This window comes from Pseudoclavibacter sp. VKM Ac-2888 (genome assembly GCF_015351285.1).
In the GTDB taxonomy this organism is placed as follows: Bacteria; Actinomycetota; Actinomycetes; order Actinomycetales; family Microbacteriaceae; genus Pseudoclavibacter.
Genome location: NZ_JADKSM010000001.1, coordinates 904,681 through 928,394, shown reverse-complemented (window position 1 = coordinate 928,394; position 23,714 = coordinate 904,681). Strand labels below are relative to the sequence as shown.

The following is a 23,714-nucleotide window of genomic DNA, read 5'->3' as shown; positions in this document are numbered from 1 at the left end:
CACTCGCGGGCCCGACACCTTGGAGGACCACCATGATGGCACCGACCCCGTACACACTGATGGACAACGAGACGCTCGAGCGCACCGAAGCCGAGCTCGTCCAGGAGCTGGAGCTTCGCGAGTCCAAGTCGTCCGAGCTCTCCCCGGTCCCCGCCTTCGCGACGATGCCGAGCGAGCAACTCGAAGACATGCTCGGCGACATCCGCGCGAACCTCACCGCCCGCCTCGGCGCAGAGGTGAAGGCATGAGCGACAACGAGAGCACCCCTAAAGCCCCTGACGCAACCACCGACACCGAACCGCAGCCGCAGCTCCACTTCGCCGCGATCCGCGTCGACCCGCTGACGAACGAGACGATCGTCTCGACCGAAGAGGACTGGAACTACGGCACTGCGGCGCTTGTCGCGGATACCCTCGGCGGCGAGGTCTACGCCCGCGCCGTGGGCCCGTGGGTCCGCGTCGTGCCCGCCGATACCAATGAGGAGGGGGAGGCCGGCCCTGAGACGGGAGAGGAGGCCGGTCGTGGCTGACGAGCAACCATCGTCCCCGCGTCGTCGGTGGACCATCGCTGAGCGTCCCGGGTGGGAGGTTCTCTCCCTCGGGCTCGTGCTTGCCGCGAACCTGCCGCGGTTGCTCGGCTGGGTCGTGGCGGATCGAGTGCGCACGCGCGGCGGTCGCCGTGGCTGAGGCGACGCCCGAACGCCCGGACATGACCGAGTACGTCGCCGGCAAGTGGGCACACCTCGAGCGCGGCGACGCGCTCGCGCGGCCGCCCGACCGCGCTCCCGACCCGCTGGACGACATAGTCGCCGGCATCATCACTGCCCTGCAGGCCTCCACGCGGCTGTTCCCGGACTCGTACGCCTGGATCATCGCCGACAAGGTTCGCGAGCACACCAGCGCGGAGGAGCACCATGGCTGAGTCCTGGACCGACCGGCAAGGGGATGTGTGGACGCTCGGCGACGACGGGCTCCTGCACACGCCCGAAACGGCGCCGTTCCCTCGCGAGTACGTCGAACGCAAATGGGGGCCGCTGGTGCTCTTCGAGGTGACGCCAACGCCGGAGCCGCGCGCAGAAGCTATGGCCGTGCTCGCCCGAGCAGGGGCTGTCTGCGGGCAGTGCGGGCGGGAGCCGTCCGACCCGATCGACGAGTGCGACGACTGTGCGGAGGTGCTCGCCCGGTACGCCGACGCGCTCCTCGACGCGGGCATCATCCGGCGTTTTACGGAGCAGTTCGCGATCCAGGAGAAGACGTTCCTCGACGGCGAATACGACCGCCTCGACACCGGAGCTGGCTGGTCGAACCGCCGAGGTCGTCGCTACACCGAAGCGGAAGCGCACGCGCGAGCCGAACGCCAGAGCAACCTCAGCCGATCGATCCCGACCAGGGTCATGCGTCGATTCGTGACCGAGTACGAACCGGTCGACGCCGGGTAGGTAGGAGTGTCAGCTAGCTGTTTTCGGCCCAGCCTGGAGGGGGAGTCCATCGCTGCCGAACACGATCCACTGGTTCATCTGCACTCCGGACCGCGTCTCTTCCATACCGCACTTGAAGGTCCCGCCATCGAAGGTGCCGCTGGCGTCGCGAGCGACGGCTCCAGCGCTCTCCTCGGTGATGGTCGCGTTCTCGAAATTGCCCTCGAACTCGGCCTGCAGAGTATCCAGGCACAGAGCAGCATGCTCTGACTTCGGCGGGTCGATGAACACGAACCAGACGAAGGCAACCGGGATCGCGATCGCGACAATCGCACCGATGGCCACGAGGAAATTGTCCCGTTCACGCCCTCCCTCCCCGCTCTGCGGGACCGGCCCTGATGCAGCTTGCGCGGACCTGACGGCCTCCCGTTCAGAGCCGGGTGCGAAGGGGCCCCATTCGCGTCCGTTCCACCACTGCGTGTGCCCCTCGGCATTCGGATACCAGCCAGCTTTCCGGCGGGGGGCGTTCGACTTCGGCATTGGCGGATTCTATGCGGTGGTCGCGTCGCCTTGATTCCCCGGATGTCGACCGCCCCGAGGTGTCCCCGCATAGCTCGGGAGACGAAAGGACACACACCGTGACGCTCTCCACTCCCGCTGCCGCCAAGACCGCGCTTGCCGCCCTCCGCACCCTCCGCGACCTCGACGGCGCACCCGCGAGCACTCCCGAGCAGCGCGACGCACTCGAGGCCTGGACCGGCTGGGGGAGCCTCGCATCAGCGTTCGCTGCAGGTGCGGACGAGCAGTGGGGGCAGGTGCGCGACGACCTCGACGAGCTCGTGCCCGACGCCGCCCTTCTCGACAAGGCCGCGGAGCAGCTGGACACCAGCTTCTACACACCGCGCGCACTCGTAGACCTCGTCTTCGACCTGCTGCGCGCCGTCGGGTTCACCGGTGGGCGTGTGCTTGAGCCCGGATGCGGCACCGGAAGGTTTCTGTCCTGGGCGCCCGCCGACCTCGACATCGCCTGGACGGGCGTGGAGATCGACCCGCTGAGCGCGTCCATCGCGAAGGCGCTCCACCCGGACGCGGACATTCGCGCTGCAGGCCTGCAGGACACACTCCTGCCCGACGAGGCGTTCGACGCCGTGATCGGCAACGTCCCCTTCGCCCGCTCCGCCCCGTTCGACCCGGCCTACCCGACGATGCCGAACCTCCACTCCTACGCGATCATGCGCGGCCTCGCGGCCCTCAGGCCCGGCGGATACGCGATCGTCGTCACCAGCCGCCACACGATCGACTCCGACGCGACCCGCGAAGCACTCACCGGCGACACCGAGTTCGGCACGATCGACCTTGTCGCCGCCCTCCGCCTGCCCGCCGGTGCGTTCGTGGAATCAGGAACTGACGTCGTCACGGACATCCTCTGCCTGCGCAAGCGCGCGGCCGGCGAGGACGAGCTCGGGTGGACGCCTAAGCGAGTCGGGAACGGCGTCTTTTCGGAACCACCGCGAACCCCCGTCACCGAGACGGTCGCTGATCGCTGGGCGCGCCCAGACACGGTCTCCGCGTACTGGACCGACCGTCCCGACCACCTCGCCGGCACACACTTCCTCACCGGGTGGCAACAGAGCGCCATCACCGTCACGGGCGACGCCGCCGACATCGAGCGTGCATCTGCTGCAGTGGCCACCTCCCTCGTGCCGCAGCAGATCGCCGCCGGCATGGACGACGCTGACCTGTTCCAGGTCTCCGCGGATGCGCTCACCGACGGCCGGTTCGAGTTCGTCGACGACGTGCTCCACCAGTGGCAGGACGGCGAGCTTATTCCCGCCAAGAAGGGCGCTGAACTGATCGCGCTCGTGCGCCTCCGCGACGCCGTCCGAGCTCTTGTGGACGCCGAAGCCGACCTCGACACCCCGGACAGTGTTCTGGCCCCGCTGCGGGCGACTGCAGCCTCCCTCTACGCCGCGTACGTGGCGAAGTACGGCGCCCTGAACCGCGGGCAGCTCGTGGAAGGCAAGCCCGACCCGGAGACGGGTGAGGCGTCGCTGTCGTGGCGTCGGCCGACGCTCGGCGGGTTCCGCCGCGACCCCGACTACTACCTCGTGATGGCGGTCGAAGACTACGACCAGCAGACCGGCGAGCATGCGCCCGCCCCGATCCTCAGCCGACGCGTGAACACCCGCCCGGTCGCTGTCGAGCGGGTCGAGAACGCCGCCGAAGCCCTCGCCGTGTGCGCCGGGGAAGGGCGAGGCGTGGACTTCATTCGCATCGTGGATCTGCTGGGCCTGAGTAACGCTGCGGAGGCTCGGGAAGCGCTTGGCGACCTGATCTTCGACGACCCCACCACGAACCGACCGGTCGCCGCGCGCGACTACCTCTCCGGGAACGTGCGCACGAAGCTCGCCGACGCGATTGCCGCCAACACCGCGAACACGGTCTATGCCGGCACCTTCGGCCCGCAGATCGACGCCCTCACCGCGATCATCCCCGATGACCTCGGCCCCGAGCAGGTGCGCGTCGAGCTCGGCAGCCCCTGGCTTGCGGTCACCGACGTCCACGACTTCGCCCGCGAGGTGCTGAACACGTCCGTCGCGTCGCTCACCTACAGCGTGCACGAGGCGATGTGGGAGCTCGGCTCGAACGCGCACTCCGCGTGGGTCGACCAGAAGACGCGCCTCACCTACGGCACGGGACGCATCAACCCCGTCCAGCTGCTCATGCACGGACTCGCCGGCACGAACCCCGTCATCACCGACGATGTCCGCGACGCCGAAGGGCACATCCGCCAGATGCGGAACGTGCGCGAGACGGTCGCCGCGACCGAGAAGCTGCGCCTCATCCAGGAGCGCTTCGCGACCTGGGTGTGGGAAGACGAAGCCCGCGCCACGCGACTGCTGCGCACCTACAACGACCGGTTCAACTCCATCGTCCCGCGCACCTTCGACGGCTCCCGCTACACCTTCCCGGGGCTCGCCGCCGAGGTCACGCCGTGGCCGCACCAGCGCGACGCCGTCGACCGGATCGTGTCGACCGAGCGGACCCTCATCGGGCATGCGATGGGTGCCGGGAAGACGCTGACGATGATCCTGGCCGCACGTACCCTCCGCCAGTTCGGACTCGCGCAGAAGCCGCTCATCGTCGTCCCCAACCACCTCCTCGAGCAGGTCGCCCGCGAAGCTCGACAGGCGTTCCCAACCGGCCGCTTCCTCATCGCGTCCAAGGACGACCTGGTCAAGGACCGTCGCCGCTCGTTCGTGGCGCGCTGCGCGACCGGCGACTGGGACGCGGTCATGGTCACGCACCAGACGTTCACGAGCATCGGCGTTGCACCGGAGGCGGAAGCCCGCTGGGTGCAGGACCGCAAGTATGAGATCGCTGACCAGGCCCGCGACACCGGCACCGGGCGCGCGGCCGCGAAGCGCACGGCCAAGCGGCTCAAGGCCGCTGGAGCCCGGTTCGCGGAACTGCGCCACCAGGTGGCCGACGAGGACCAGCTCACCATCGAGCATCTCGGCGTCGACTACTTCTTCATCGACGAGGCGCACATGTACCGACGAGCCGGGCTGGCCAGCGTGCCCCGCGGCTTCGGCGTCAGCCTGGGTTCGTCCAAGCGCGCGTCCGACCTGCACCTCAAGATCGAAGTTCTTGCCAGCCGCTTCCCCGGCAAGCCGATCGTGTCGCTGCTCACCGGCACGCCCTGGTCCAACTCCCTCGCCGAGACGTGGGTGTGGCAGCGGTACCTGCAGCCCGACGTGCTCGCCCAGGCAGGCGTCCTCGACTTCGTCGCGTGGGCGATGACGTTCATCCGGTTCGAGACCGGCATCGAAGTGTCCCCGGAAGGGTCCGGGTTCCGCCTGCAGAACCGCCCCGTCGGCACGAAGAACCTCTCCGGCGTGCGCCGCATGCTCTCCAGCGTCGCCGACCTCATTTCCTCCGAGCAGCTGGAGCTCCCTCGCCCCGAGAAAGTCGAGTACACGCACGTCTCCCAGCCCAGCGACGAGATGCGCGCCTTCGTGGCGGAGCTCGCCGACCGTGCTGACGGGATCCGCAACGGCACCGGCGACCGCGACGACAACATGCTCGTGATCTGCAACGAGGGCCGCAAGGCCGCGCTCGACCCGGCGCTGGTCGGCATCAGCGGGGGAGCGGGCAAGCTGAGCGAGGCAGCCGACACGATCGCGAAGGCTCACGCGGACGGCGCCGGCATCCGGTTCGCGGGGAGTGAGCGCCCGGGCACGTTCCAGCTCGTGCTCTGCGACCTCGGCACCCCGAAGCCTCAGGACGCGCAGACGTACGGACGCCTGCGCCGCATGCTCCTCGACCGAGGCGTACCGGCCGCCGACATGCGGTTCGTGCACGAGGCCACCGACGACAAGGCCCGCGCCGCGCTGTTCGCCGCCTGCAACGACGGACGCGTGCGCATCCTGTTCGGCTCCACCCCGAAGGTCGGGATCGGCACGAACGTCCAGACGCGCCTCTCCGACATCCACCACATCGACGCGCCCTGGCTCGCCGCCGAGGTCCAGCAGCGCGACGGCCGCGGCATCCGCCCCGGCAACCAAAACTCCACCGTCAACGTGCACCGCTACGTCACGGAAGGCACGTTCGACGCGTTCATGTGGCAGACCCTCGAGCGCAAGCACCGCGCGTTCGCGCCCCTCTACGCGTCCGGGTTCGACACGCACGAGACCGTCGACATCGGCCCCGCTGTGCTGTCCTACAGCGAGGTCAAGGCGCTCGCCACCGGCAACCCACTCCTCGTCGAGCACGCCGACGTCTCCGCCGAAGTCGCCCGCCTGCGCGTGCTCGCGTCCGTCCACCGCGGCAGCATCAACACGCTCCTCCGCGATGCCGAGTCCGACGAGCGGAATGCGGGCGAGGCGGAGCGTCGCGCGGACGCTCTGGAGCAGGTAGGCGCCGCCATCGCATCATCGCCCGCGCACGCCACCACAGCGATCATCGCCGACCTCGCCGACCGCGTCTGCGACCGCAAGCGCCGCGACGCGTACTTCCGCAGCAGCATCGGCACCGAGCCGCGCGCGACCATCCAGCTCGAACGCGAACGGACCCGCATCGACGTGACCTTCGAGGTCGGCATCCGCTTGGGCGCGACGATCGAACTGCCCCGCAAGCTCGTCCGCCAGGGCATGAAGGCGGTCGCCGCCGAGCTCACCGACCAGGTCCAGCGTCTCACCGATGGAGCGCCAGAGACGAGTGCGCGCATGCGCGCCGACGCGGACGCGTTGCGGTCTCGTGCGGCCAAGAGCCGGGCGCTCGCCTCGACCAGCGGGTTCCCACAGCGCGCGCAGCTGGAGCAAGCCATCCAGCGCCTCGCGCACCTCGACGCGGTCATGCTCGAAGAGGCAACCCAGGCCAGCGACCGTGCGGTGGTTGCCGAAGCTGAACTGGTGGCCGCCTGATGCGCGCCGGCACCGCCCGAGGCGCCGAGTTCCCTGCCTGGTGGGACGCGCAGATCGAGACGCTCTTGAACGGCGACGAGGACCGCCGCAGCCGAGAAGTCCGGGAGACACGGCGACGCAAGCGGGCGCGCGTCCGCTTCCTGCTCTTCTGGATTGCCGTGGTCGTCGTGGTGGCGATCGCCGCAATGTCGATGGCCTCCGGAATGCTCTCGGGGGCCGCGGCATTCGTCGGCGACTTCCTCACCGACTACCTCACCCGCATAGGACTGCCATGACTTCCGACACCACTCCAACCGCCACCCCGCCACTGACCCGCGTGCGCGTTTTCGACCTCGAGACCACCGGCATCGACACCGAGACTGCACGTATCGTTACCGCGTTTATCGGCGACGTCGTCGATGATGGCGAGGGTGGGGTGAGCGTCGACGGCGACATGGGCTTGCTCGTCAACCCCGGCATCGAGATCCCCGAACGTGCGACCCAGGTCCACGGCATCACCACGGAGCACGCCGCTGCACACGGCATCGATCCGGGCGTCGCCGTCACACTCCTCGCCGCGTCCATCGCCGAAGCGGCTGGCCAAGGCATCCCCATGGTTGTGTTCAACGCGCCCTACGACTTCACGCTCCTCGACCGTGAGTTGCGCCGCCACGGCAAGCCACCCCTGAACATGGACGGGGTGATCGTGATCGACCCGTTCGTCATCGACAAGTTCGTGGACAAGTACCGCAAAGGCAAGCGCACGCTCTCGGCGGTGACCGGCCACTACGGTGTCCGCCTCGACGAGGCGCACACCGCACGCGCAGACGCCGTCGCCACGGGACAGCTCGCGCTCCTACTGATGCGGCACCCCCTCGTCAGCGACCTGCGCGGGGAAGCGCTGAATGAGGCCCAACGCGCCGCCTACCTGAAACAGTCGACCGGGTTCGAGGCTCATAGACGTCGCACCGATCCGGACTTCACCACGAAGAAGCACTGGCCGATCACTCCTGCCTGAGCGGGACGGACCCGAGCCAGTCTCTCTCAACTCTTCGAACACATCGCTCACCGACCGCGACTCTACGAACCGCGCTCACGCGATTGACTTTGTCATCGCTGGCCCAGTCAGCTCAAACCTGATTCAGCTGTCGCGTCCAACCCGAACCGGCCCTACGGCACCAACGGGCCCACGGAGCTCGGCGTCGCTGGATCAGCCCGTCGTCCAGTCTCTTGTACGCACTAGCTTTCTTTATGGAAAGTTGTTGGTAGACTGACATCATGACAACGCCAACAGACCACGCCGACAGCCTCCGGATTGCAGAGAACATCACCAACCAGGCTCGACGGATCCACGGCCTCCCGCGCTGGTATGCCACACTCAGCACGCTCGTCTACCTTTTCGGGGTCGCGATCGTCACTGTCGGCGTCGTGGTGTGGTGGTTCGTCCCATTCGTCGGAGTGGTCGTCCTGACGCTCAACGCAGCATCATTCCCGCTCGTACTCGCTCGGTGGCGGGCGCATGGAGTCGTACCGAAAGACGGGCGACGGGCGACCGTGCGCTACTGGCTCGTGACACCCTTTGTCCTCCTATCGGCCCTGGCGCTCTGGGGGCTCGCCCTCACGGTCAGCCCTAATCCGGGTATCTGGGTATGGGCTGCGATCGTTATCCCCTTCACCTTCGAACTCATCAATCGCCTTTTCGTGTGGATGAAGCGATGAACGGCGCTACCGGTGCCCGCCTGCCGTCCGTGGACGAGGTCTTCAGCAGTCTTCCGCGCTTGAAAGTGGCCGCATTTCTGGCCGGATGTGATGAGGCCGAGTTCAAGGTGATTGCAGAGGCAACCGACACAAGCCTCTCTGCGCTCTCCAAAGCCGCAACACAGCTGGAGGAGGCGGCCTACGCCAAGGTCCGCAAGGGGCACATCGGGCGACGCTCACGGACCTGGCTCGCGCTGACGGACAAGGGACGCCAGGCGTTCGCCGCTCACCTCGATGCCCTCGAGTACCTGACGGCGTTGGCCCGAGACTCCGTGAACGCGTCAGAACAGGGCAACTAGGTCAGCAGTTCTCATCCCGAGTGTCGGGCGGGGTACGGCTTGGAATGAAGTCGGGTGACGTGAGTAACAACGCACGGCCAGCAGTCGTCAGTTTTCCGTCTGGTACGTGACCTAGAACTGCATTCTTGTGGAGAATTCGTCCCGGAGAAGTAAACATCCGTTCCGCACATACATCCGCAGGCTGATTCCAGTCGCTTCATTCTTCGACAGGCTCTGTATGGACGTCGTCACGCAACCTGCCAGCGCAGTCAACGACCATGGGGTGCGCTCTTGGGCTCGTCCCGGCATCTCTTAGGGTGCGGCCGCCGTCAAAGGAGCAGTCTCCCGAGTTTGCTCCGCCTCTGACTGTCGGCCCGCCCCGATGACGCTTCCGACCGATCCACCACGGCCGCTGCCATGCGTGCACGAGCGGCCTTGCCATGCTCAAAACCAAAATCCTTGGAGTCCACATGTCTACCTCACCGAACGCCGTCATCCGATTGGATGGCGTGTCGAAGCGATACGGCCAGAACGTCACCGCCTTGAGCGGGGTCACACTCGACGTGGGAGCCGGTGAGTTCACCGCGATCATGGGTACGAGCGGCTCCGGGAAATCGACGCTCATGCACGTCGCAGCGGGTCTCGACTCCGCGACGGAGGGAACGGTGATCCTCGACGGCGTCGACATCACGAGCCTCGGGGACAAGCAGCTCACGGAACTTCGGCGTCGGCGGGTGGGGTTTGTGTTTCAGTCCTTCAATCTGGTGCCGACACTCAACATTCTTGAGAACGTCGAGCTCCCAATCATCTTGGACGGGAGGAAGCCCAGCCGAGAAGAACGCGATCGCATCAGAACGCTCATCGATCGACTTGGGCTCGGTGCCCGGGTGAGTCATCGCCCCAGCCAGCTCTCTGGCGGCCAGCAGCAGCGCGTCGCCATCGCACGAGCGCTGGCAAGGAAACCGGCCGTGATTTTCGCGGACGAACCGACTGGCGCCCTCGATACCAGGTCTAGCAACGACGTTCTGGCGATCCTGCGGGAGACCACCCGCGATTTGGGGCACAGCGTGGTCATGGTCACGCACGACCCCGCCGCCGCGGCAATCGCTGACCGGATTGTGTTCCTCAGTGACGGGCAGGTGCGCGCCGACCGCGGGAATATCAGCTCGGACGAGATCAGCCGCGCCATGCTGGCCTTGGAGCCAGTCGCATGAATTCCTTTCGCGACTACACCTCATCTATTCTCGTCGCCGCCGTCGGGGCTCTCTTCGGTGCCATGATGCTGATCGCGTCCTCTGTCTTCACGGGCTACCTGGAAGCGATCGGGATGAGTGATATTCCGACCGTTAGCGCGATCCTCAACGTGATCGGCTACGTGTTCTTCGGGCTCGCGCTCTACGTCTCAGCCATCGTGACCGCTAATACTTGCTCGACCATCGTCGCCGGGCGTGCTCGGCAGATCGCCCTGCTACGCCTCATCGGAGCCTCCTCGCAGTCCCTGCGGCGCCAAATGGCGCGTATCGGGCTGCTCGTCGGGGGAGTGGGCGCCCTCATCGGAATGTCCCTCGCCCTCGGCCTCGGCTCCATCGCGGTGTCCATTCTCCGCAGCAATGGCACGCTGCCGCAGGGAACCTACTCAATCCTTTCCGTCACGCTGCTGGTCCCCGCAGCCGCGGTCATTTTGACAACTTGGGTTGCGTTCCACGTCGGGTCTCGGCCAATCCTGAATGTCAAACCACTCGAAGCGCTCTCCTCAAGCGTCGAGCAGCGCCAGGAGGACGCTCGAGACGGTCTCGCTCGAACCGTCATCGCGCTGCTGCTCCTGGTGGCTGGACTCGCGGTGCTCACGACGGGCGTCATGATCTCAGAGACGTCGACCTACGCCGTTCTCATCACCATGGCCGGGGGATTCATCGCGTTCACCGGAGTCACGATCGGCGCGGCCCTCTACGTGCCGCCGATTCTGGCGCTCCTCGGGCACGTCGGGGCACGCAACCCCGCGGTCTTGCTTTCTGGGCGCAACGCCCTCCGCGCACCGGGCCGCACCTCCAGGGCCACCATGGGGCTCGCAATCGGAGCAACGCTGCTGATGACGTTCACCGTCGGGCTCGCTACCTATACGGGGCCGGTGCAGTCCGGGTTCGTTTTCCCGCCGGGAGCCGAGGAACAAGCCGCGCAGATTCTAGGCACCGTCAGCACCGTCGCGACCAGCCTGTCCGCGTTCTCCGCCGTCATTGCAGCCATTGGGGTGGTCAACGCCCTGGCCCTTGGGGCCGTGCAACGGCACCGGGAGATCGGCCTCCTCCGTGCGATCGGCTTCACCGGAGCGCAAGTGCGACTCATGATCGTGGTGGAGGCTGCACAGATGGTGACCGCCGGTCTGCTGATTGGGGTTGTCTTCGGCACACTCTTTGGGTGGGCAGGGGTGGTCTCTCTCTTCGGCTCCCAGGTCGAGTCACCCATCTATCCCGTCGTCCCGCTGCCCCAACTCGGCCTTCTCGTCCTTGGCGCAGTCGTCCTGGCCGTGATCGCCTCCCTGGCACCGACAGCGCGAGCGACGAGAATCGCTCCAACCGAGGCACTCGCAGTGGCCTGATGCCGGGGCTCGCGCTCACCGGTGACCCAGTGTGCACTTCGCCGGAGGCGGAGGCAGACGAGTTCTCGTCGTCAATGGGCAAACGCCCTCGCGCAGGCGCAACGACGGCAAGAGAGCCAGCTGCGTCATGCCGCGGGGGCCCAGACTCAGCTCGCCGCGAGATGCAGACTGGCGGCGATCGGTCGCGGTCTCTCGAGCGAATCTCGGTCCACGGCTCGTACTCGGAGAGGTCTACCAAATCGGCCGCTCGGATGAGCTCTGCACTAGCACCACACGGACGGGCTCAACTGTGGACTTGACGGCGGCTTTGGAGACGATCCGAGCAGGAACAGAGAGAGAATCCTGGGCCTTTTGCGCCGTAGGTGCGGCAGGCAGGTGACGGTTCCTTGGCGTCGCCACTCAGGACGAGTCAGTCGCGGCTCAAGGCTCGAGAACGATCCGGGTGAGAGTCGGACCGTTCATCAGCGAGGTCTCGGCTTCGTGAGCGCTGGACCGAAGCCGGCGACGCCGCCCACGCAGCAACAACCACTCAGCTCAGACCACAGTCCAGGAGGACGCGAGATGAAGACACTCCCACCTAAGAGGACGAGTACCAAACGCGAGGAACAACGCGCGCGGCGACAGGCTCCCATCTTCACGATTGCCTGGATGCTCGCTCGCCCTGGGGCGGGCAGCAAGGCGACTGTGGTCCTGCCGGTTGTTGCCTCTGCGGTGACGACGGGCATCCTGCTGACACTCACCGGCGTTGTGCGCCATTTCTGGAACACCGACGACGAATACGCGCTCGTCTTTCGCGACTTTATCCCAATCATGGTTGGGCTCCTCACTATCCCGCTCGCCACGCTGGGTGGCGCTGCGGCGCGTCTTTCCGCCCGGCGTCGAGATAGTCGCCTCGCAACTCTGCGACTCCTCGGAGCCACGACACTGACGATTACGGCCATCACCGTGGTCGAAGCGACGACGCTCGCACTCATCGGCGTGACATTCGGCGTCATCCTCCACGTGATCACACTCCCGCTTCTCGGGTTGGTCCCGTTCCACGGCGCAACGTTCGGTGGGGAAGTGTTCTGGGCCGGGCCTTGGGGGATACTTGTTGTCCTGCTCGGGGTTGCCGCGCTCTCCGCAGGCAGTGCCCTGAACGGGCTGCGGCCGATCGTCATCTCGCCGCTTGGGGTTCGGACAAAGCAAACGGCGCCTCGAACATCGCGTTGGCGGCCGGTTCTCGGGAGCTTCATGGTCCTCGTCGCATTCTTCGCTGTTCTGGCTGGTAGTCACGGAGCCGGGGTCATATTCCTGGTCATCGCCTTCTCGGGTGCGACCGCAGTCCTCGGGGTGGTCGGTCCGTGGAGCATCTCCATCTTCGCGCGTGGACAACTCAGGAGGGCGCGTTCGGCAGCGCAGTTGCTCGCTGCGCGCACGATCCTAGAATCGCCCAGGACCGCGTGGCGTCTCGTCGGCGGAGTGGCGATGACCAGCTTCATCGCGGTCATCGGTGGATCCGGTATCGCGCTCGTTGGCACCTTCAGTGGCAGGGTTCTCGGACCGACCTTCGTCCCAGATTTTCGAACCGGCATCATCACGACTCTTGCGGCCTCGTTCATCATGGTGGCTTGCGCCGTCGGCGTCGCGCAGGCGGCCGCAATACTGGACCGACGGGATCTTTATGTGAGCCTGGACCGTCTGGGTACACCGATCAACATCATGGATCGTGCCCGCGTTCACGGTGTCGTGTCACCTCTTCTCTTCGTGACCATCGGCTCAACCCTCCTCGGGGTGATCATCGCGCTCCCGCTCATGGGGTTCTCTCTTTTGCTCGCTCCCGAGTCGCTGATCGCGATCGCTATTTGCCTGGTCGCCGGTGTTCTGCTCGTTCGTGCGGCACTCCTGGCCACCCGCCCCGTGCTTCAAGGTGTCCTCCGACGCCCCGAGCGAAGCCTGGGTTAGCCCTTCGGGGCGACCACATCGAATCCACATCCCTGCGCTGCTCCTTGCCGACGCACTACTGAACGGCCTCAATGACTTCTCACGACACCAGCATCGCCAGAGCACCAGCTGGAGAACCTTCACACGCCAGTCACCGCCCGAGACCATGCTCGGCTCGGAAGAAGCGGATCGTCGGCGTCGACGTCGCCCGAGGCATCGCCGTGGTCGGCATGATTGGTGCTCACATTGGGGTCACGGAGACCTTCGATTGGGCAAGAATCGAGACGTGGGCTGATGCCGTGCACGGCAATTCGTCGATCCTCTTCGCGCTCATCGCAGGAGTCTCAATCGCCCTGCTCACCGGGGGCGCGAGTCGACCGAGCACCAACCAGCTCGCCAAGTTCCGACTCCAACTCGTCGGCCGCGCGGCTGTCGTCTTCAGCATCGGCGTCGCCCTCGAGCTTTTGAACAGCGGCATCGCCGTGATCCTTGCCGTCTACGGCCTCTTGTTTGTCGCCGTCATACCGTTCCTTCGGCTGCAGACCCGTTCGCTCTTTGTGCTCGCTGGTGGGCTGGCAATTCTCGGCCCGCCACTGCTCGAAACGCTGCGCCTCGTGAGCCTCCAAGCCACCGGGCCAGGGCTCGACCTCGCATTGTTCGGTACCTATCCAATCACCGTCTGGCTCGCACTCATGCTGGCCGGACTCGCGATAGGCCGTTGCGACCTCTCTTCGCTGAGAACCGCTGGCACGATACTCATCGGTGGCATCACTTTGGCATCGGGAGCTTTCGGCCTTGCCAGCGCAATCAGTCTCCAGAATGGAGACTCGTCCTCATACGCGCCGAGAAGTGAGACCTCAACTGCCGAGAGTGGTGGCACAGGAGCTTCGGTCCCGATCACTGATCTCGCCAATCAGGCACTCACCTGCAACGTCTACCCGGACAAGATCTCGATCTGCTTCCCCGAAGGCACTCCGAACCCAATGGAATTCGGCGCGAATACCAACCCGGGTGCTCCCTATCTCGACCAACTCCTCAGCCAGGACATTCCGGGTCAGGCACTCGCCGCCATGGGTAAAGCTGGTCCACACTCGGGCGGGACACTCGAGATTCTGGGCTCAGGCGGGCTGGCGATGGCCGTCCTCGGCGCCTGCCTCGTCCTGGGTCGCTTCGCAAGGCCCATTCTGCTTCCCGTCGCTGCTCTCGGGAGTATGCCGCTCACCGTCTACGCGCTGCACGTGATCGCAATCGTCCTCGCCTCCGGACTCGACACGGATTTGCTGGAGGGGAACAGATTCTGGCTGATCCTGACGCTTGTGTTGATGGTCGGTGCTGCCATTTGGTCCTCGGCCTTCGGGACGGGACCCCTCGAACGCCTCACGAAAGTAGCCGCCGACGCCATGGCGCTGACCCCACGCCCAGGGGTGAGGACTCACCGTCTTGGCGGTCCGGGAAACTCAGTCCTGCGGACTGCACTCGCGCAACCGGGCGTTCGCGGCTTGGGCGCAGGCAGTGGCGAATGACTGGTCTACTGCTTGCGTAGTCAGCGGCAGCAGGTAGCGAATGGCTGCAGGATTCCAATCTCCTGTAAGTGGCCCGCGAGCACGCAAGCCGGATGCTCGCCGTTCTTCACCACGAGCCGAGAATTCTGCTGGCTGAGATCAGCGGCAGCAAGTCGTTCAGCGGGTGCCCGGAGCGACCGATGCTGTACCGGCGCCGTCGACATGAATGGTCAGAGAGCGCCGTTCAGCGGAAGAGATCGGATTCCAGAACGTGGACCGCAAGCAACACAGCGGTCCGGCAGAACACGAAACAGGTACGTGGATTTCAGCGCCGCGAGGATGTTGCCTGTCAGAGGCAAATGATCTGTGGAGGCGTGATGGAAATGTCGTCGCCGGCCGGGGCCGTAGCTGTGGTGGCGGTCATGGTGAAGACGTAGGCCACTGTGATTGTTCCTGTGGCGGTCGCTGTGTAGGTCGGGCCTGCGGTGCCACGGTTGGTGTGCGTGTAGCCCGGGTTGTTCGGAATGGTGGTGAAGCCCGTAAAGGGGCGCGTGGATCCGCGAAAGAGCGTGCTCGGCGTCGGTCCGACATCGAGACGCACGGTCGACCTCGTGGAGGTCGCTTGGGTCAGGTTCCCGTAGTTCGAGCCAAAGGAGATCTGGAATCGGTACGTCTGGCCGGCTCTGACATTCAGTGTTGTGGAGACTCGGATTGTCACGTCACCCGTGGCGGCGGCTGCTTCGTGCGTGACCCAGAACTCTGCTCCGTTGGGGCCCGTCCGCACGGTCGCCGTGCCGTTGTTATTCGTGCGGAGTGTTCCGCTCGCTGGAGTCCGCCACACCCAGGCGCTGGCTGGTGCCAGCGTCGGGCACAGTGGGGAGGCGACGCTGGCTGGAGCTGCTATGGCAGCCCCGAGTACCGGCACCGCCCACACAGCGCCCGCCAATATGTCTCGACGAGCCGGGGAATGCACCGACTGGTCGTTTCCGTTGAGGAGTTGGGCGTTCGCCACGTGGGGCCTCGTTTCATAAAACGTGAGCGGCGGCTCGAGGCCGCCCAAGTGAAGAGGCTGGGCCGCTGCCACGGACGGCAGCAACGGCCCAGCCAGCCCGTGGGCGAAGGACCCCCAGGTTCCCCGCCCACGGGGTAGATCCGGCTCGTACCCGTGAAATCCCCGTCAGGGAACGAGCCGGACAACCATGGGCAACACGACCGTGCACCACAAGTGCGTGCTGCCCATGTCTCGTATCCCGGTTCCGCTCTCGCGAGCGGACCGCGATTGTCCGCGGTGGAGTAACGGCCCCTAGTGAGCGACGGTCACCGTGACAGCCACGGGAGCGCCCAGGAGCCGGGTTGCTCGCCGATTGCTAGGAGCAGGTGATGATCGGTCGGGTGATGCCGATGTCATCCGTGCGTGCAGCCGTCGTTGTATTCGTCGCTGTCATCACGAACACGTATGCCACAGTGATCGAACCGGTTGTTGTTGCTGTGTAGGCCGGGTTGGAACTGCCGTAGTTCGTGTACGTCGTGCTTGGGTTGTTCGGGATCGTCGTGTTGCCGGCGAGCGCACGGCTTGATCCGTTGAATAGCGTGGTCGGGGCAGGACCGACGTCCAGACGTACGGCAGCTCGCGTGGAGGTGGCCTGCTGCAGGTTTCCGTAGTTCGACCCGTAGCTGAAGTTGAAGTTGTACGTCCGGCCCGCGACGACGTTCATGGTGGTCGAAAAACGAATGACGAGGTTGCCCGTGTCCGGGGCGGCCTCGGCGGTGACGAAGAGCTCCTCACCACGCGAACCATTGCGAGTGCCTGCGGAGCCGAGTCCAGGGGTTCCAGAGACTGGGAACTGGCGGGTCCAGGTGCTGAGCGCGGGCAGTGTGGGGCATACAGTCGTGGATGCCGCGGCGAGGGGCGCTGCCGCGGCCATGGCGACCACGGGGATGGACCAGGCAGCGCCGGCCACGATGGTGCGACGCGATGGCGACGCGTCGGCTGTTTCAGCGGGGTTCAAAGGGGAGGCGTTCATGCGTGTCTCAATCTGTTGGCGTGCACTGACCGAGCCGGTGTGCTCGGACCGGATCAGCGCTCGGATGCGCTACTCCGTTGCGGCCCATGGCCACGATCGAGAGCTTCACATGGAGTTGAGGTGGTGGAGGGGTGGTCACTGCCTCCTGTCCGGAATTCGTACACTTTCGGACGAATTTCTGCACATTGCCATGTGATCTGTTCAAACGAACCTGACCTCCTCGCGAGGTTCCAGGGTTCCAGCTGCACAGATGTCACGAGCGAGAGAGGGGGTGTGCGCTCCTCCTGCTGAGGGACCGATCCTCGGCGTTGAGGACGGTCACTTAGGGGGGGGCAATTCTCAGGATTGACTCGTCGCCACGGCCTGCCATCCATGGATAGAAGGTGATTCTGCGGAAAATGGTGTGGACGTGAGCTCGTTTCTGACGATTGAGTTTCTTTCTTGGCGCGTGTTCGAGCTTGGGTCTAGTTTTGCTGAGGGCCTCCGGGCGGGAAAGTGTCGGGGGACATGGAACCGCGCGATGAGACCCGCGGGGCCGTGGCGGTGGCCACCTATCGCGCCACGGCCCCCCTCGCAAAGGCGAGGGCGCTCTGCGCTTCGTTCCAGTCGGCCCCCCTCGGGCGACGGGGGTATAGCGTCGAGAGTCCGCCAGATCGCATGGATGCTTCCCCTCGGGCGTGATCTTACGGTCCTGACCGTTCTCGCGCCGCGCTCCGTTGAGCGCACATCGCCGCTACCAAGGTGGCCCAGAACGTGCCTGCCGATCCGCGCGCTTCAGGCTTGGAGGTTCCGCTGGAGTGCTACGCGGGCTTGCCGGACGGTCGCGAAGCCAGACGCTTCCGCGTGGTGCGCGAACTGACGCGATGTGAGGTGTCGGCTGCCCATCCTGGACTGAAGGGTCTGCACCCGTTGCCGTTCAAGTTCACGGCGGGCGGTCGTGCCCATGAGTGTGAAGGCACGGCGCACTGTTCGGTCATGAACGCCCACCTCACGGGGGATGTGCCCGGAGGTAAACCCTGGGTCGTCCTTGTTGAGCTCGATGACGGCCATCGCGTCGCGGTAGACCCATTTCGGGCCCCGCCGGGACGCTGTGCTTGGGGCCAGGTTGTCGAAGATCGCGGAAAGCAAGTACTCGCTCGCTCGTCCCGCGTGCATCGAAGCGCTCAATCGTGGGTCCGCCCCGATGAGTCCATTCGTGAGGGCGGCAGCAGGACCCCAGATTCTCTGGCCCACTGGGATGAGCTCTCCGACTCGTTCACGCACCTTGGGGACCCGAAGTACCGTGCTGTCGAAGCGCCAGAGGTATCGCGCCGTCGAGTTTGCGAGTGTAATATCGGTTGGCAGCTCACCGTCAAGGAAGACAATGTGGTTTTCAGCGTAGGGCACGACGCGGTCGTCGTGAGCTACGACGCCATCTCCCTCTATGGTCAGCAACACGTACATGCTCTCTGGAGTCGGAAGTGACTCGTAAGTGCCGTCCGGTGACCATGCGCGGCCGACCTGGTAGTCGCTGCTGCCCACCCCTTCAATGCGGAGCGAGTCCACAGGTGACGTGGCTACCCAACCGAAGGCTCGCAACCGCTCATGCAGCTCATTTGGCTCGGGGGAGGCCCTCATAACGATAAATCGTACCCAGGACGGGAGGTGCTTTGCTGAGTAGTGCACTTGAGGTCGATTGCGCCTTGGGGGATCCAATCCGCGCTGACCTGAAAGGCTTTTCCGCCTCCTCCGTGCAGAAGGTGGCTTCTGACTCGAGGGGCGAAATCGGGAGGGCTGGCAGGAGATGGATGCAGCATGTCGGTGGGTTATTGGTCGAGGGGGAGTTTTGTTCGATGGCGAGAGTGGGCGTCGCGGAACTGTCGAGGGGAGCTGAAACCGGCGAGTTCGAAAATTTGGTTGCGCGTCAAGGCTTGAGCTGAGAGACGCTCGACCTCGCTCAGCCGTCGGCGCTCGAGCTCACGACGCGGCGTTGTGCCAAGAGCCGCGAATACCGCGTGCACGGCTCGTTCGCTCACCGAGAGGCTGCGGGCGAGACGAGCGATGCTGAACCCAGCATCGCGGAAGTGAGCCTCGATCACGAGTTGGGCGTTCATAAAGAGACCATCGCGGTGCATGGTGTCGGCGTCACTGGTTCGGGTCCCAGACTCGTCTAGGGCGCCTGCGATCAGATGCTCAAGTGCGATGCCCAAGTGAGCTTGTGCGGTGGGCACCTCAGGCGGCGCCGTGTTGAGGATCGTGTTCGTCATTGAGATCAGTGCGCGCATGGAAGCGTTGGCCACGGGGATGGGCTCGTGGAACCGAAATCTCGACTTTGCTGGTTGGAGGAACGCAGGCGTCACGTGCCACACGAAACGCGCCGTCTCCCCAGTCGTTTGGGCTGTGGTTGGGGCCTCTCCGTGAAGGAGAATGAGCGTCCCGGCTTCTGCTGTTCGCGCCTCCCCGTCAACTGTGAAGGTGAACCCACCTTCGACGGTGTGCACGAGATAGATGCGCTGGGGCGCACGTGTGAGAGCGTAGTTGGCTGAGGTGGACCACGCTCGTCCCATCCCGTAACGAAGGTGCTGTGTGACCTCCGCAACGAGCGAAGGATCGACATTTCCAACCGGGGCCCACCCGAAATCGTCGCAGTGCTCGCCGGCCTGTGGTCCCATGGTCATGGACGGTGCACCCTTCGCGTCTCTCAAGGCTGAAACACCGAACATCCCCGGCGCGAGGCCATCTTGAGTTGCCCCAACCTGCTCGCCGTGCCACTGTCACGTTCTCGTCCGTTTTTCGACGAGTTTCTGCACAATCGAGTGGTTTCCTCAGAGGCGAGACCGGCAAGCCCAGGAACCAGACCCGTGTCAGACGCACAGTGACGCCCGGTCCGCGCAGCAGGGTCGCTTGGTCTCGTGGCGGTCGACTGCCTGGCACCCTAAGGCTGCTCCGGACCTTCTCGGGGTTCAGACTCCGGTCGCTGGATCGAGGTCTAGCCATCCTCCTAGCCGGAAGATGATGCCTCGGACTATGGCAGCGGCGGCGGTGATGTCTGTGGGTAGCAAAGAGAGCGGCTGCCCCGAGAAAGCTGCTTCAGTGCGTGCCGGTCTCTTCGACCTGGGACCGTGTGGAGACGGTTCCCTGTCGCAGGGCGTACTTGTACCGCCGAATGTTCGGGAACCCAGCCAACTCGACAACCTCCTCAGATGTTAGGACCTGCGCCGATAACCGTTCCACCTCCTGCAACCGACGACGCTCGATTTCCCTTCGTGGGGTCGTCCCGAGGTCTGCGAACGCGACATGGACTCCGCGAGCGCTGACCCCGAGATCCTTGATGAGCCGGTCGACAGTGAAGTCCGGATCTCGAAAATTGGCATCGATCACGAGCTGCGCGGCCCCGAACAGACCATCTCGGTGCGCCGCGTTGTCGATCCGGTGAGCATCGGTCTCGCTGAGCACGCTGGCGACCAAATGCTCGATCGCTAGCCCGAGATGCGAGTGTGTCATCGAGTTGCCGGAGAGCGGGGCGTTCAGCATCGCGTTCGTCATGGACGTGAGTGACCTCATGGGTGCGTTGTTCGAAACCAGAGGCTCGTGGAAGGCGAATCGGGCCCTCTGAGGTGAGAGGAAGGTGGGTTTGAGATGCCAGACGAACCTCGCCGTATCAGCCGTCGTCCGCGACTGCGTCGGGACAGCGCCATCGAATAAGATGAGGTGACCCGGCTCCGTTGCGGCCGTGACTCCACCGATGGTGAAATCGAAACCTCCCTCGACGATGTACACGAGGTAGATGCGCCCCGGTGCTGGAGTGAGTTCGTAGCTGGAGCGCGAAGACCATGCTCGCCCCGCACCGTAGCGGTCATCCTGCACCGCCTCGGCGACCAACGACCGATCCACGTCCTCCGTGGCCGCCCAGCCGAATTTACGACACCTCTCTGCAGCCTGATCTTCCATAGACATCTGGGACCTCACCTCTCGCGTTGCGCCGTTTGAGACGGATGGAGCGTCTCGCGAGAAGCAATCCTGAGCTAGGCAACGTGATGCCGGAGGTCGCGCAAACTTCTGGTCAGAAGATTGACCAGTTTCAGCAAACTGTCTTTGGAAACCTGCGCACTGGCCATTCACTACGGCAGATTGAGCCCGCCCGTATTTCGCGGATCTTCATTCGGACTCGAGCGTGGCAAGTCGACGCGGTGGCTCTGAATGGTCCCGGAGACATCTCTACGAAACGAGACGCACATGAATCAGCTCAACACCGACAATCCCCCATCGCGCACAGGCGAGGAAGGCCTCTCACGCCGAACCATCGTTGCCGGCGCCGCCTGGACAATCCCGGTTGTCGCCATGGGTGTGGCCGCTCCCTTGGCCGCGGCTTCCGGAACGCCATGCGGACCTGGGCAGGTCGACTTCAGCAATAACTACGCACGGCAAAGCCGATACAGCGCATCCGGATCGACCGTCGTGGGCAGCGGAACCGTCAACTACACCCTCACAGGCACGGACGGCACGCAAAACGTGGTCACGACGCAGAACTTCACCGTCGCGCCGACGTCCGTCGGTTCGATGCTCACTCTGTCGGGCTCGAACACCGGGACCGGTTCCAGTAATCCACTCGTCCCGAACAACGCCTACGTCACGACCTACCGCATGAGTTTCGACCGCCCCGTCACGAACATCCGGTTCACGGTGTGGGATGTCGATGGGGCTTCGGTTTCCACGACCGGCGCCCCAGCCCAAGTCGAACACGTCCGCGTCGAGACTCCTGGGACCACCGCGACGCCAGGAAGCGGCCTCGTGAGTAGCGGTTCAGGCTACTACCGGTCTGGGGACACGCCACTAACCAACCGGGCGACAACGAGCCGCGCTTACGCCATCGACTACGTCATCACCGGACCAGTCAGTTCGTTCCTCATTCAAATGTCTCGCCCAACTTCAACGGGCGGGTACGACACAGACGGCCCAACGGGACTCGGCCTCACCGGCCCAAGCTTCACTGTCCCTTGCTAGTCCCAGCACACGCGGGCCGCCACTAGGCGTTCGGCTGACCCACGACGGGGGTCGTGAAGCAGCCGAGCCCAACCGTCGACTGGTGTTCTGGGGATCACCCGTCGACGGCCTGGCTGGGGCGCTTCTCCCCGTCCGGAGAAGCGACCCAGCCCCTTTGCGCTGTCACGGTATTCCGGAGCACTTCACCCCGGTCCGGGGGAGCCGGCGTGATGCGCAGCTCGGTCAACTCTGCTGTGGTCAAAGCGGAGAAAGCAGCCACCCAGTCTCGACAGACACTTAGACGACACGATCGGAAAGACCGCTTGCACGAGATGAACACGGGAACGGGCAGCCACTCACCTGGTCCAGAGCCGGTGATCAACACTGCCCGGCGGAAGCTGCTTGTGGGTGGAGTGTGGTCTGTGCCTATCGTGGCCTTCGCGGCCAGTTCGCCACTCGCCGCAGCGTCTCCTTGCGGTAGGGGTGGCATCGACTGGGCCACCAGTTTTACCCGGATCGACCGGTACAACGCCTCTGGGTCCACTCCCACAGCGAGCGGACGCATGGTCAACTTTGCGGTTCGTGCGTTCGATGGAACTCAGAACCGAATCACGGTAGGGAACTTCACCACTTTCGCTGCTGTAGGCGGAACACAGCTCAATCTAGGCGCAGCGAACACTGGCACAGGCTCAAGCAACACCAGCGTTCCGGACGCGGCACACACCACGACCTACAGGGTGAGCTTCGCGGAGCCGGTCAGCGATGTCCGTTTCACGATCTGGGACATCGACGGCCCGGGGTCCGCTGTTGAGCATGTCCGAATTCCTACCGTTGGCGCCGTGCTCACCTCGGGAACCGGTATCACTCCCTCGACACTCGGCTGGTACCGCATGCGACCCCCCACAGCCAACGTGAACACCGAAGACAGCCGATACACGCTTGGCGTGAGCTTCACTGGGCCGATCACAACATTCGACATCAACCTTTCCCGGCCGACGCCGAACGGTGGAGCGACGCTTGACGGCCAACCGGGACTCGCGCTGAGTGGCATCACCTTCCACGCGCCTTGCTGAAAGCGGCGCGCTTTCAACCCGGCCGTTCCTCGTGGTAACCCACTGGCGGAGTGCGAGGCCTCAGATCCCTTGGAAGACACCGGCATGAGGACAGCCACGTCCACGTGCTCGCGCGACCACACCTGCTCGAGGCTCCTATGGGGTTAATATGCACGTGCACGCATCGAGTCAGGCGCTCTCCGGGAAGTCCGAACAGGGGGTGCCCGCCTGCTGCACTTGCTCTCGCGAATGTTCAGCCCGACTCGGATCCAGGCAACGCGTGTTGCACAGGCAGTGTTGTTCTGTGATCGGACGTCACGCGGCGAACACGCAAACACACCTCCCCGCGCGACTCCTCAGCAGTTTTCGGACGAAATGTAGACGAGTTCCGGACATTTTTGCCCGATCCATCGAATCGGCGAGCGCGACCTGGCAGGCTCGCAACGCGGAAATCACAGCCCGACGGCACCACTCATCGCGCGTGGAACAAACGCGAGTTGAGCGGCTTGTGCGAATCTACAGAATGCGAGCACCCCTATGAACGCCCTCTCCAAACAGACCCGGAGAGAATCCGATTGTCGTTCGGCGCTGTCGGCCGTGTCGCCGGTGGTCCCCATCATGCCGACGCCGTAGCCTCGCCAACCGCACCTGCTGCCTTCCCTGCGGACGAGCGACGTTTAGTCAGGTAGTCGTCCGTCGCAGGACTTCGATCTTCAGCTGAGGCCCACGAGTCCTTGGCTGTTCTCACGTACCCGCAACCTCACCCCCCTCAGCAGTGCGGGGTTGCGGGTACCCAC

At 65.0% G+C, this 23,714-nt stretch carries 22 protein-coding genes; 16 read left to right on the top strand and 6 right to left on the bottom strand.

Annotated features, from left to right (window positions below; translation table 11 throughout):
- Positions 1-32: 32 nt before the first annotated feature.
- From ITJ61_RS04485 to ITJ61_RS04465, 5 genes are read left to right on the top strand one after another with little or no spacing between them, the layout of a single operon-like run.
- Positions 33-248: a hypothetical protein gene (locus ITJ61_RS04485; protein ID WP_194685630.1), complete on the top strand. Its 216-nt coding sequence runs from the start codon at positions 33-35 to the stop codon at positions 246-248.
- The gene (locus ITJ61_RS04480) at positions 245-529 is read left to right on the top strand and encodes a hypothetical protein (RefSeq protein ID WP_194685629.1); all 285 of its coding nucleotides are present in this window, start codon (positions 245-247) and stop codon (positions 527-529) included. The genes ITJ61_RS04485 and ITJ61_RS04480 overlap by 4 nt, the downstream gene beginning before the upstream one ends.
- Entirely contained in the window at positions 522-686 is a 165-nt protein-coding gene (locus tag ITJ61_RS04475) for a hypothetical protein (RefSeq protein WP_194685628.1), read from the top strand. Before ITJ61_RS04480 ends, ITJ61_RS04475 begins: the two co-directional genes overlap by 8 nt.
- Positions 679-921 (top strand): hypothetical protein, encoded by a 243-nt coding sequence (locus ITJ61_RS04470; protein WP_194685627.1) that lies wholly within the window; start codon positions 679-681, stop codon positions 919-921. The genes ITJ61_RS04475 and ITJ61_RS04470 overlap by 8 nt, the downstream gene beginning before the upstream one ends.
- Positions 914-1,438 carry a hypothetical protein gene (locus ITJ61_RS04465; RefSeq protein ID WP_194685626.1) on the top strand — a complete coding sequence of 175 codons (525 nt, stop codon included), beginning with the start codon at positions 914-916 and terminating at the stop codon, positions 1,436-1,438. The genes ITJ61_RS04470 and ITJ61_RS04465 overlap by 8 nt, the downstream gene beginning before the upstream one ends.
- Positions 1,439-1,447: 9 nt before the next feature.
- Here the strand turns inward: ITJ61_RS04465 and ITJ61_RS04460 are convergent, their stop codons facing one another.
- The gene (locus ITJ61_RS04460) at positions 1,448-1,762 is read right to left on the bottom strand and encodes a hypothetical protein (protein WP_194685625.1); all 315 of its coding nucleotides are present in this window, start codon (positions 1,760-1,762) and stop codon (positions 1,448-1,450) included.
- Between the two features lie 293 nt (positions 1,763-2,055).
- On the opposite strand from ITJ61_RS04460, the gene ITJ61_RS20205 reads away from it, so the two are divergent.
- The 9 genes from ITJ61_RS20205 (at position 2,056) to ITJ61_RS04415 (ending at position 14,900) form a co-directional block, all read left to right on the top strand.
- On the top strand, positions 2,056-6,843 hold the full coding sequence (locus ITJ61_RS20205) for a DEAD/DEAH box helicase family protein (protein WP_194685624.1): 4,788 nt from the start codon (positions 2,056-2,058) through the stop codon (positions 6,841-6,843).
- Complete coding sequence (locus ITJ61_RS04450) at positions 6,843-7,118, top strand: hypothetical protein (RefSeq protein WP_194685623.1); 276 nt, start codon at positions 6,843-6,845, stop codon at positions 7,116-7,118. Before ITJ61_RS20205 ends, ITJ61_RS04450 begins: the two co-directional genes overlap by 1 nt.
- A complete protein-coding gene (locus ITJ61_RS04445; RefSeq protein WP_194685622.1) occupies positions 7,115-7,840 on the top strand; it encodes an exonuclease domain-containing protein in 726 nt (241 codons plus the stop codon). The genes ITJ61_RS04450 and ITJ61_RS04445 overlap by 4 nt, the downstream gene beginning before the upstream one ends.
- A gap of 260 nt (positions 7,841-8,100) precedes the next feature.
- On the top strand, positions 8,101-8,541 hold the full coding sequence (locus ITJ61_RS04440; protein WP_194685621.1) for a hypothetical protein: 441 nt from the start codon (positions 8,101-8,103) through the stop codon (positions 8,539-8,541).
- Positions 8,538-8,879, top strand: coding sequence for a transcriptional regulator (locus tag ITJ61_RS04435; protein WP_194685620.1), 342 nt, complete (start codon positions 8,538-8,540; stop codon positions 8,877-8,879). Before ITJ61_RS04440 ends, ITJ61_RS04435 begins: the two co-directional genes overlap by 4 nt.
- A gap of 449 nt (positions 8,880-9,328) precedes the next feature.
- Positions 9,329-10,072: an ABC transporter ATP-binding protein gene (locus tag ITJ61_RS04430; RefSeq protein ID WP_194685619.1), complete on the top strand. Its 744-nt coding sequence runs from the start codon at positions 9,329-9,331 to the stop codon at positions 10,070-10,072.
- Positions 10,069-11,454 (top strand): ABC transporter permease, encoded by a 1,386-nt coding sequence (locus ITJ61_RS04425; RefSeq protein WP_194685618.1) that lies wholly within the window; start codon positions 10,069-10,071, stop codon positions 11,452-11,454. The genes ITJ61_RS04430 and ITJ61_RS04425 overlap by 4 nt, the downstream gene beginning before the upstream one ends.
- A 561-nt stretch (positions 11,455-12,015) precedes the next feature.
- Positions 12,016-13,398: an FtsX-like permease family protein gene (locus ITJ61_RS04420; RefSeq protein WP_228496601.1), complete on the top strand. Its 1,383-nt coding sequence runs from the start codon at positions 12,016-12,018 to the stop codon at positions 13,396-13,398.
- Between the two features lie 71 nt (positions 13,399-13,469).
- Positions 13,470-14,900 (top strand): heparan-alpha-glucosaminide N-acetyltransferase domain-containing protein, encoded by a 1,431-nt coding sequence (locus tag ITJ61_RS04415; protein WP_228496600.1) that lies wholly within the window; start codon positions 13,470-13,472, stop codon positions 14,898-14,900.
- A 328-nt stretch (positions 14,901-15,228) separates the two neighbouring features.
- On the opposite strand, the gene ITJ61_RS04410 is transcribed toward ITJ61_RS04415, so the two are convergent.
- The 5 genes from ITJ61_RS04410 to ITJ61_RS04390 form a co-directional block, all read right to left on the bottom strand.
- Positions 15,229-15,480 (bottom strand): hypothetical protein, encoded by a 252-nt coding sequence (locus tag ITJ61_RS04410; protein ID WP_194685616.1) that lies wholly within the window; start codon positions 15,478-15,480, stop codon positions 15,229-15,231.
- A gap of 766 nt (positions 15,481-16,246) precedes the next feature.
- Entirely contained in the window at positions 16,247-16,903 is a 657-nt protein-coding gene (locus ITJ61_RS04405) for a hypothetical protein (protein WP_194685615.1), read from the bottom strand.
- 774 nt (positions 16,904-17,677) lie between these two features.
- Positions 17,678-18,448 carry a hypothetical protein gene (locus ITJ61_RS04400; RefSeq protein WP_194685614.1) on the bottom strand — a complete coding sequence of 257 codons (771 nt, stop codon included), beginning with the start codon at positions 18,446-18,448 and terminating at the stop codon, positions 17,678-17,680.
- 260 nt (positions 18,449-18,708) lie between these two features.
- Positions 18,709-19,149: a helix-turn-helix domain-containing protein gene (locus tag ITJ61_RS04395; RefSeq protein ID WP_194685613.1), complete on the bottom strand. Its 441-nt coding sequence runs from the start codon at positions 19,147-19,149 to the stop codon at positions 18,709-18,711.
- An 823-nt stretch (positions 19,150-19,972) separates the two neighbouring features.
- On the bottom strand, positions 19,973-20,839 hold the full coding sequence (locus tag ITJ61_RS04390; protein ID WP_194685612.1) for a helix-turn-helix transcriptional regulator: 867 nt from the start codon (positions 20,837-20,839) through the stop codon (positions 19,973-19,975).
- A 279-nt stretch (positions 20,840-21,118) separates the two neighbouring features.
- Here ITJ61_RS04390 and ITJ61_RS04385 point away from each other — a divergent pair, with 279 nt between their 5' ends.
- Positions 21,119-21,886 (top strand): hypothetical protein, encoded by a 768-nt coding sequence (locus tag ITJ61_RS04385; RefSeq protein WP_194685611.1) that lies wholly within the window; start codon positions 21,119-21,121, stop codon positions 21,884-21,886.
- A gap of 542 nt (positions 21,887-22,428) precedes the next feature.
- On the top strand, positions 22,429-22,938 hold the full coding sequence (locus ITJ61_RS04380; RefSeq protein ID WP_194685610.1) for a hypothetical protein: 510 nt from the start codon (positions 22,429-22,431) through the stop codon (positions 22,936-22,938).
- Positions 22,939-23,714 lie beyond the last annotated feature (776 nt).

Coding starts and splice junctions, on each gene's coding strand:
- ITJ61_RS04480 (WP_194685629.1), top strand. CDS start 245: ATGAGCGACAACGAGAGCACCCCTAAAGCCCCTGACGCAACCACCGAC.
- ITJ61_RS04425 (WP_194685618.1), top strand. CDS start 10,069: ATGAATTCCTTTCGCGACTACACCTCATCTATTCTCGTCGCCGCCGTC.
- ITJ61_RS04415 (WP_228496600.1), top strand. CDS start 13,470: ATGACTTCTCACGACACCAGCATCGCCAGAGCACCAGCTGGAGAACCT.
- ITJ61_RS04450 (WP_194685623.1), top strand. CDS start 6,843: ATGCGCGCCGGCACCGCCCGAGGCGCCGAGTTCCCTGCCTGGTGGGAC.
- ITJ61_RS04440 (WP_194685621.1), top strand. CDS start 8,101: ATGACAACGCCAACAGACCACGCCGACAGCCTCCGGATTGCAGAGAAC.
- ITJ61_RS04390 (WP_194685612.1), bottom strand. CDS start 20,839: ATGTCTATGGAAGATCAGGCTGCAGAGAGGTGTCGTAAATTCGGCTGG.
- ITJ61_RS04385 (WP_194685611.1), top strand. CDS start 21,119: ATGAATCAGCTCAACACCGACAATCCCCCATCGCGCACAGGCGAGGAA.
- ITJ61_RS04420 (WP_228496601.1), top strand. CDS start 12,016: ATGAAGACACTCCCACCTAAGAGGACGAGTACCAAACGCGAGGAACAA.
- ITJ61_RS04435 (WP_194685620.1), top strand. CDS start 8,538: ATGAACGGCGCTACCGGTGCCCGCCTGCCGTCCGTGGACGAGGTCTTC.
- ITJ61_RS04445 (WP_194685622.1), top strand. CDS start 7,115: ATGACTTCCGACACCACTCCAACCGCCACCCCGCCACTGACCCGCGTG.
- ITJ61_RS04465 (WP_194685626.1), top strand. CDS start 914: ATGGCTGAGTCCTGGACCGACCGGCAAGGGGATGTGTGGACGCTCGGC.
- ITJ61_RS04485 (WP_194685630.1), top strand. CDS start 33: ATGATGGCACCGACCCCGTACACACTGATGGACAACGAGACGCTCGAG.
- ITJ61_RS04405 (WP_194685615.1), bottom strand. CDS start 16,903: ATGAACGCCTCCCCTTTGAACCCCGCTGAAACAGCCGACGCGTCGCCA.
- ITJ61_RS04395 (WP_194685613.1), bottom strand. CDS start 19,149: ATGACGAACACGATCCTCAACACGGCGCCGCCTGAGGTGCCCACCGCA.
- ITJ61_RS04430 (WP_194685619.1), top strand. CDS start 9,329: ATGTCTACCTCACCGAACGCCGTCATCCGATTGGATGGCGTGTCGAAG.
- ITJ61_RS04380 (WP_194685610.1), top strand. CDS start 22,429: ATGGTCAACTTTGCGGTTCGTGCGTTCGATGGAACTCAGAACCGAATC.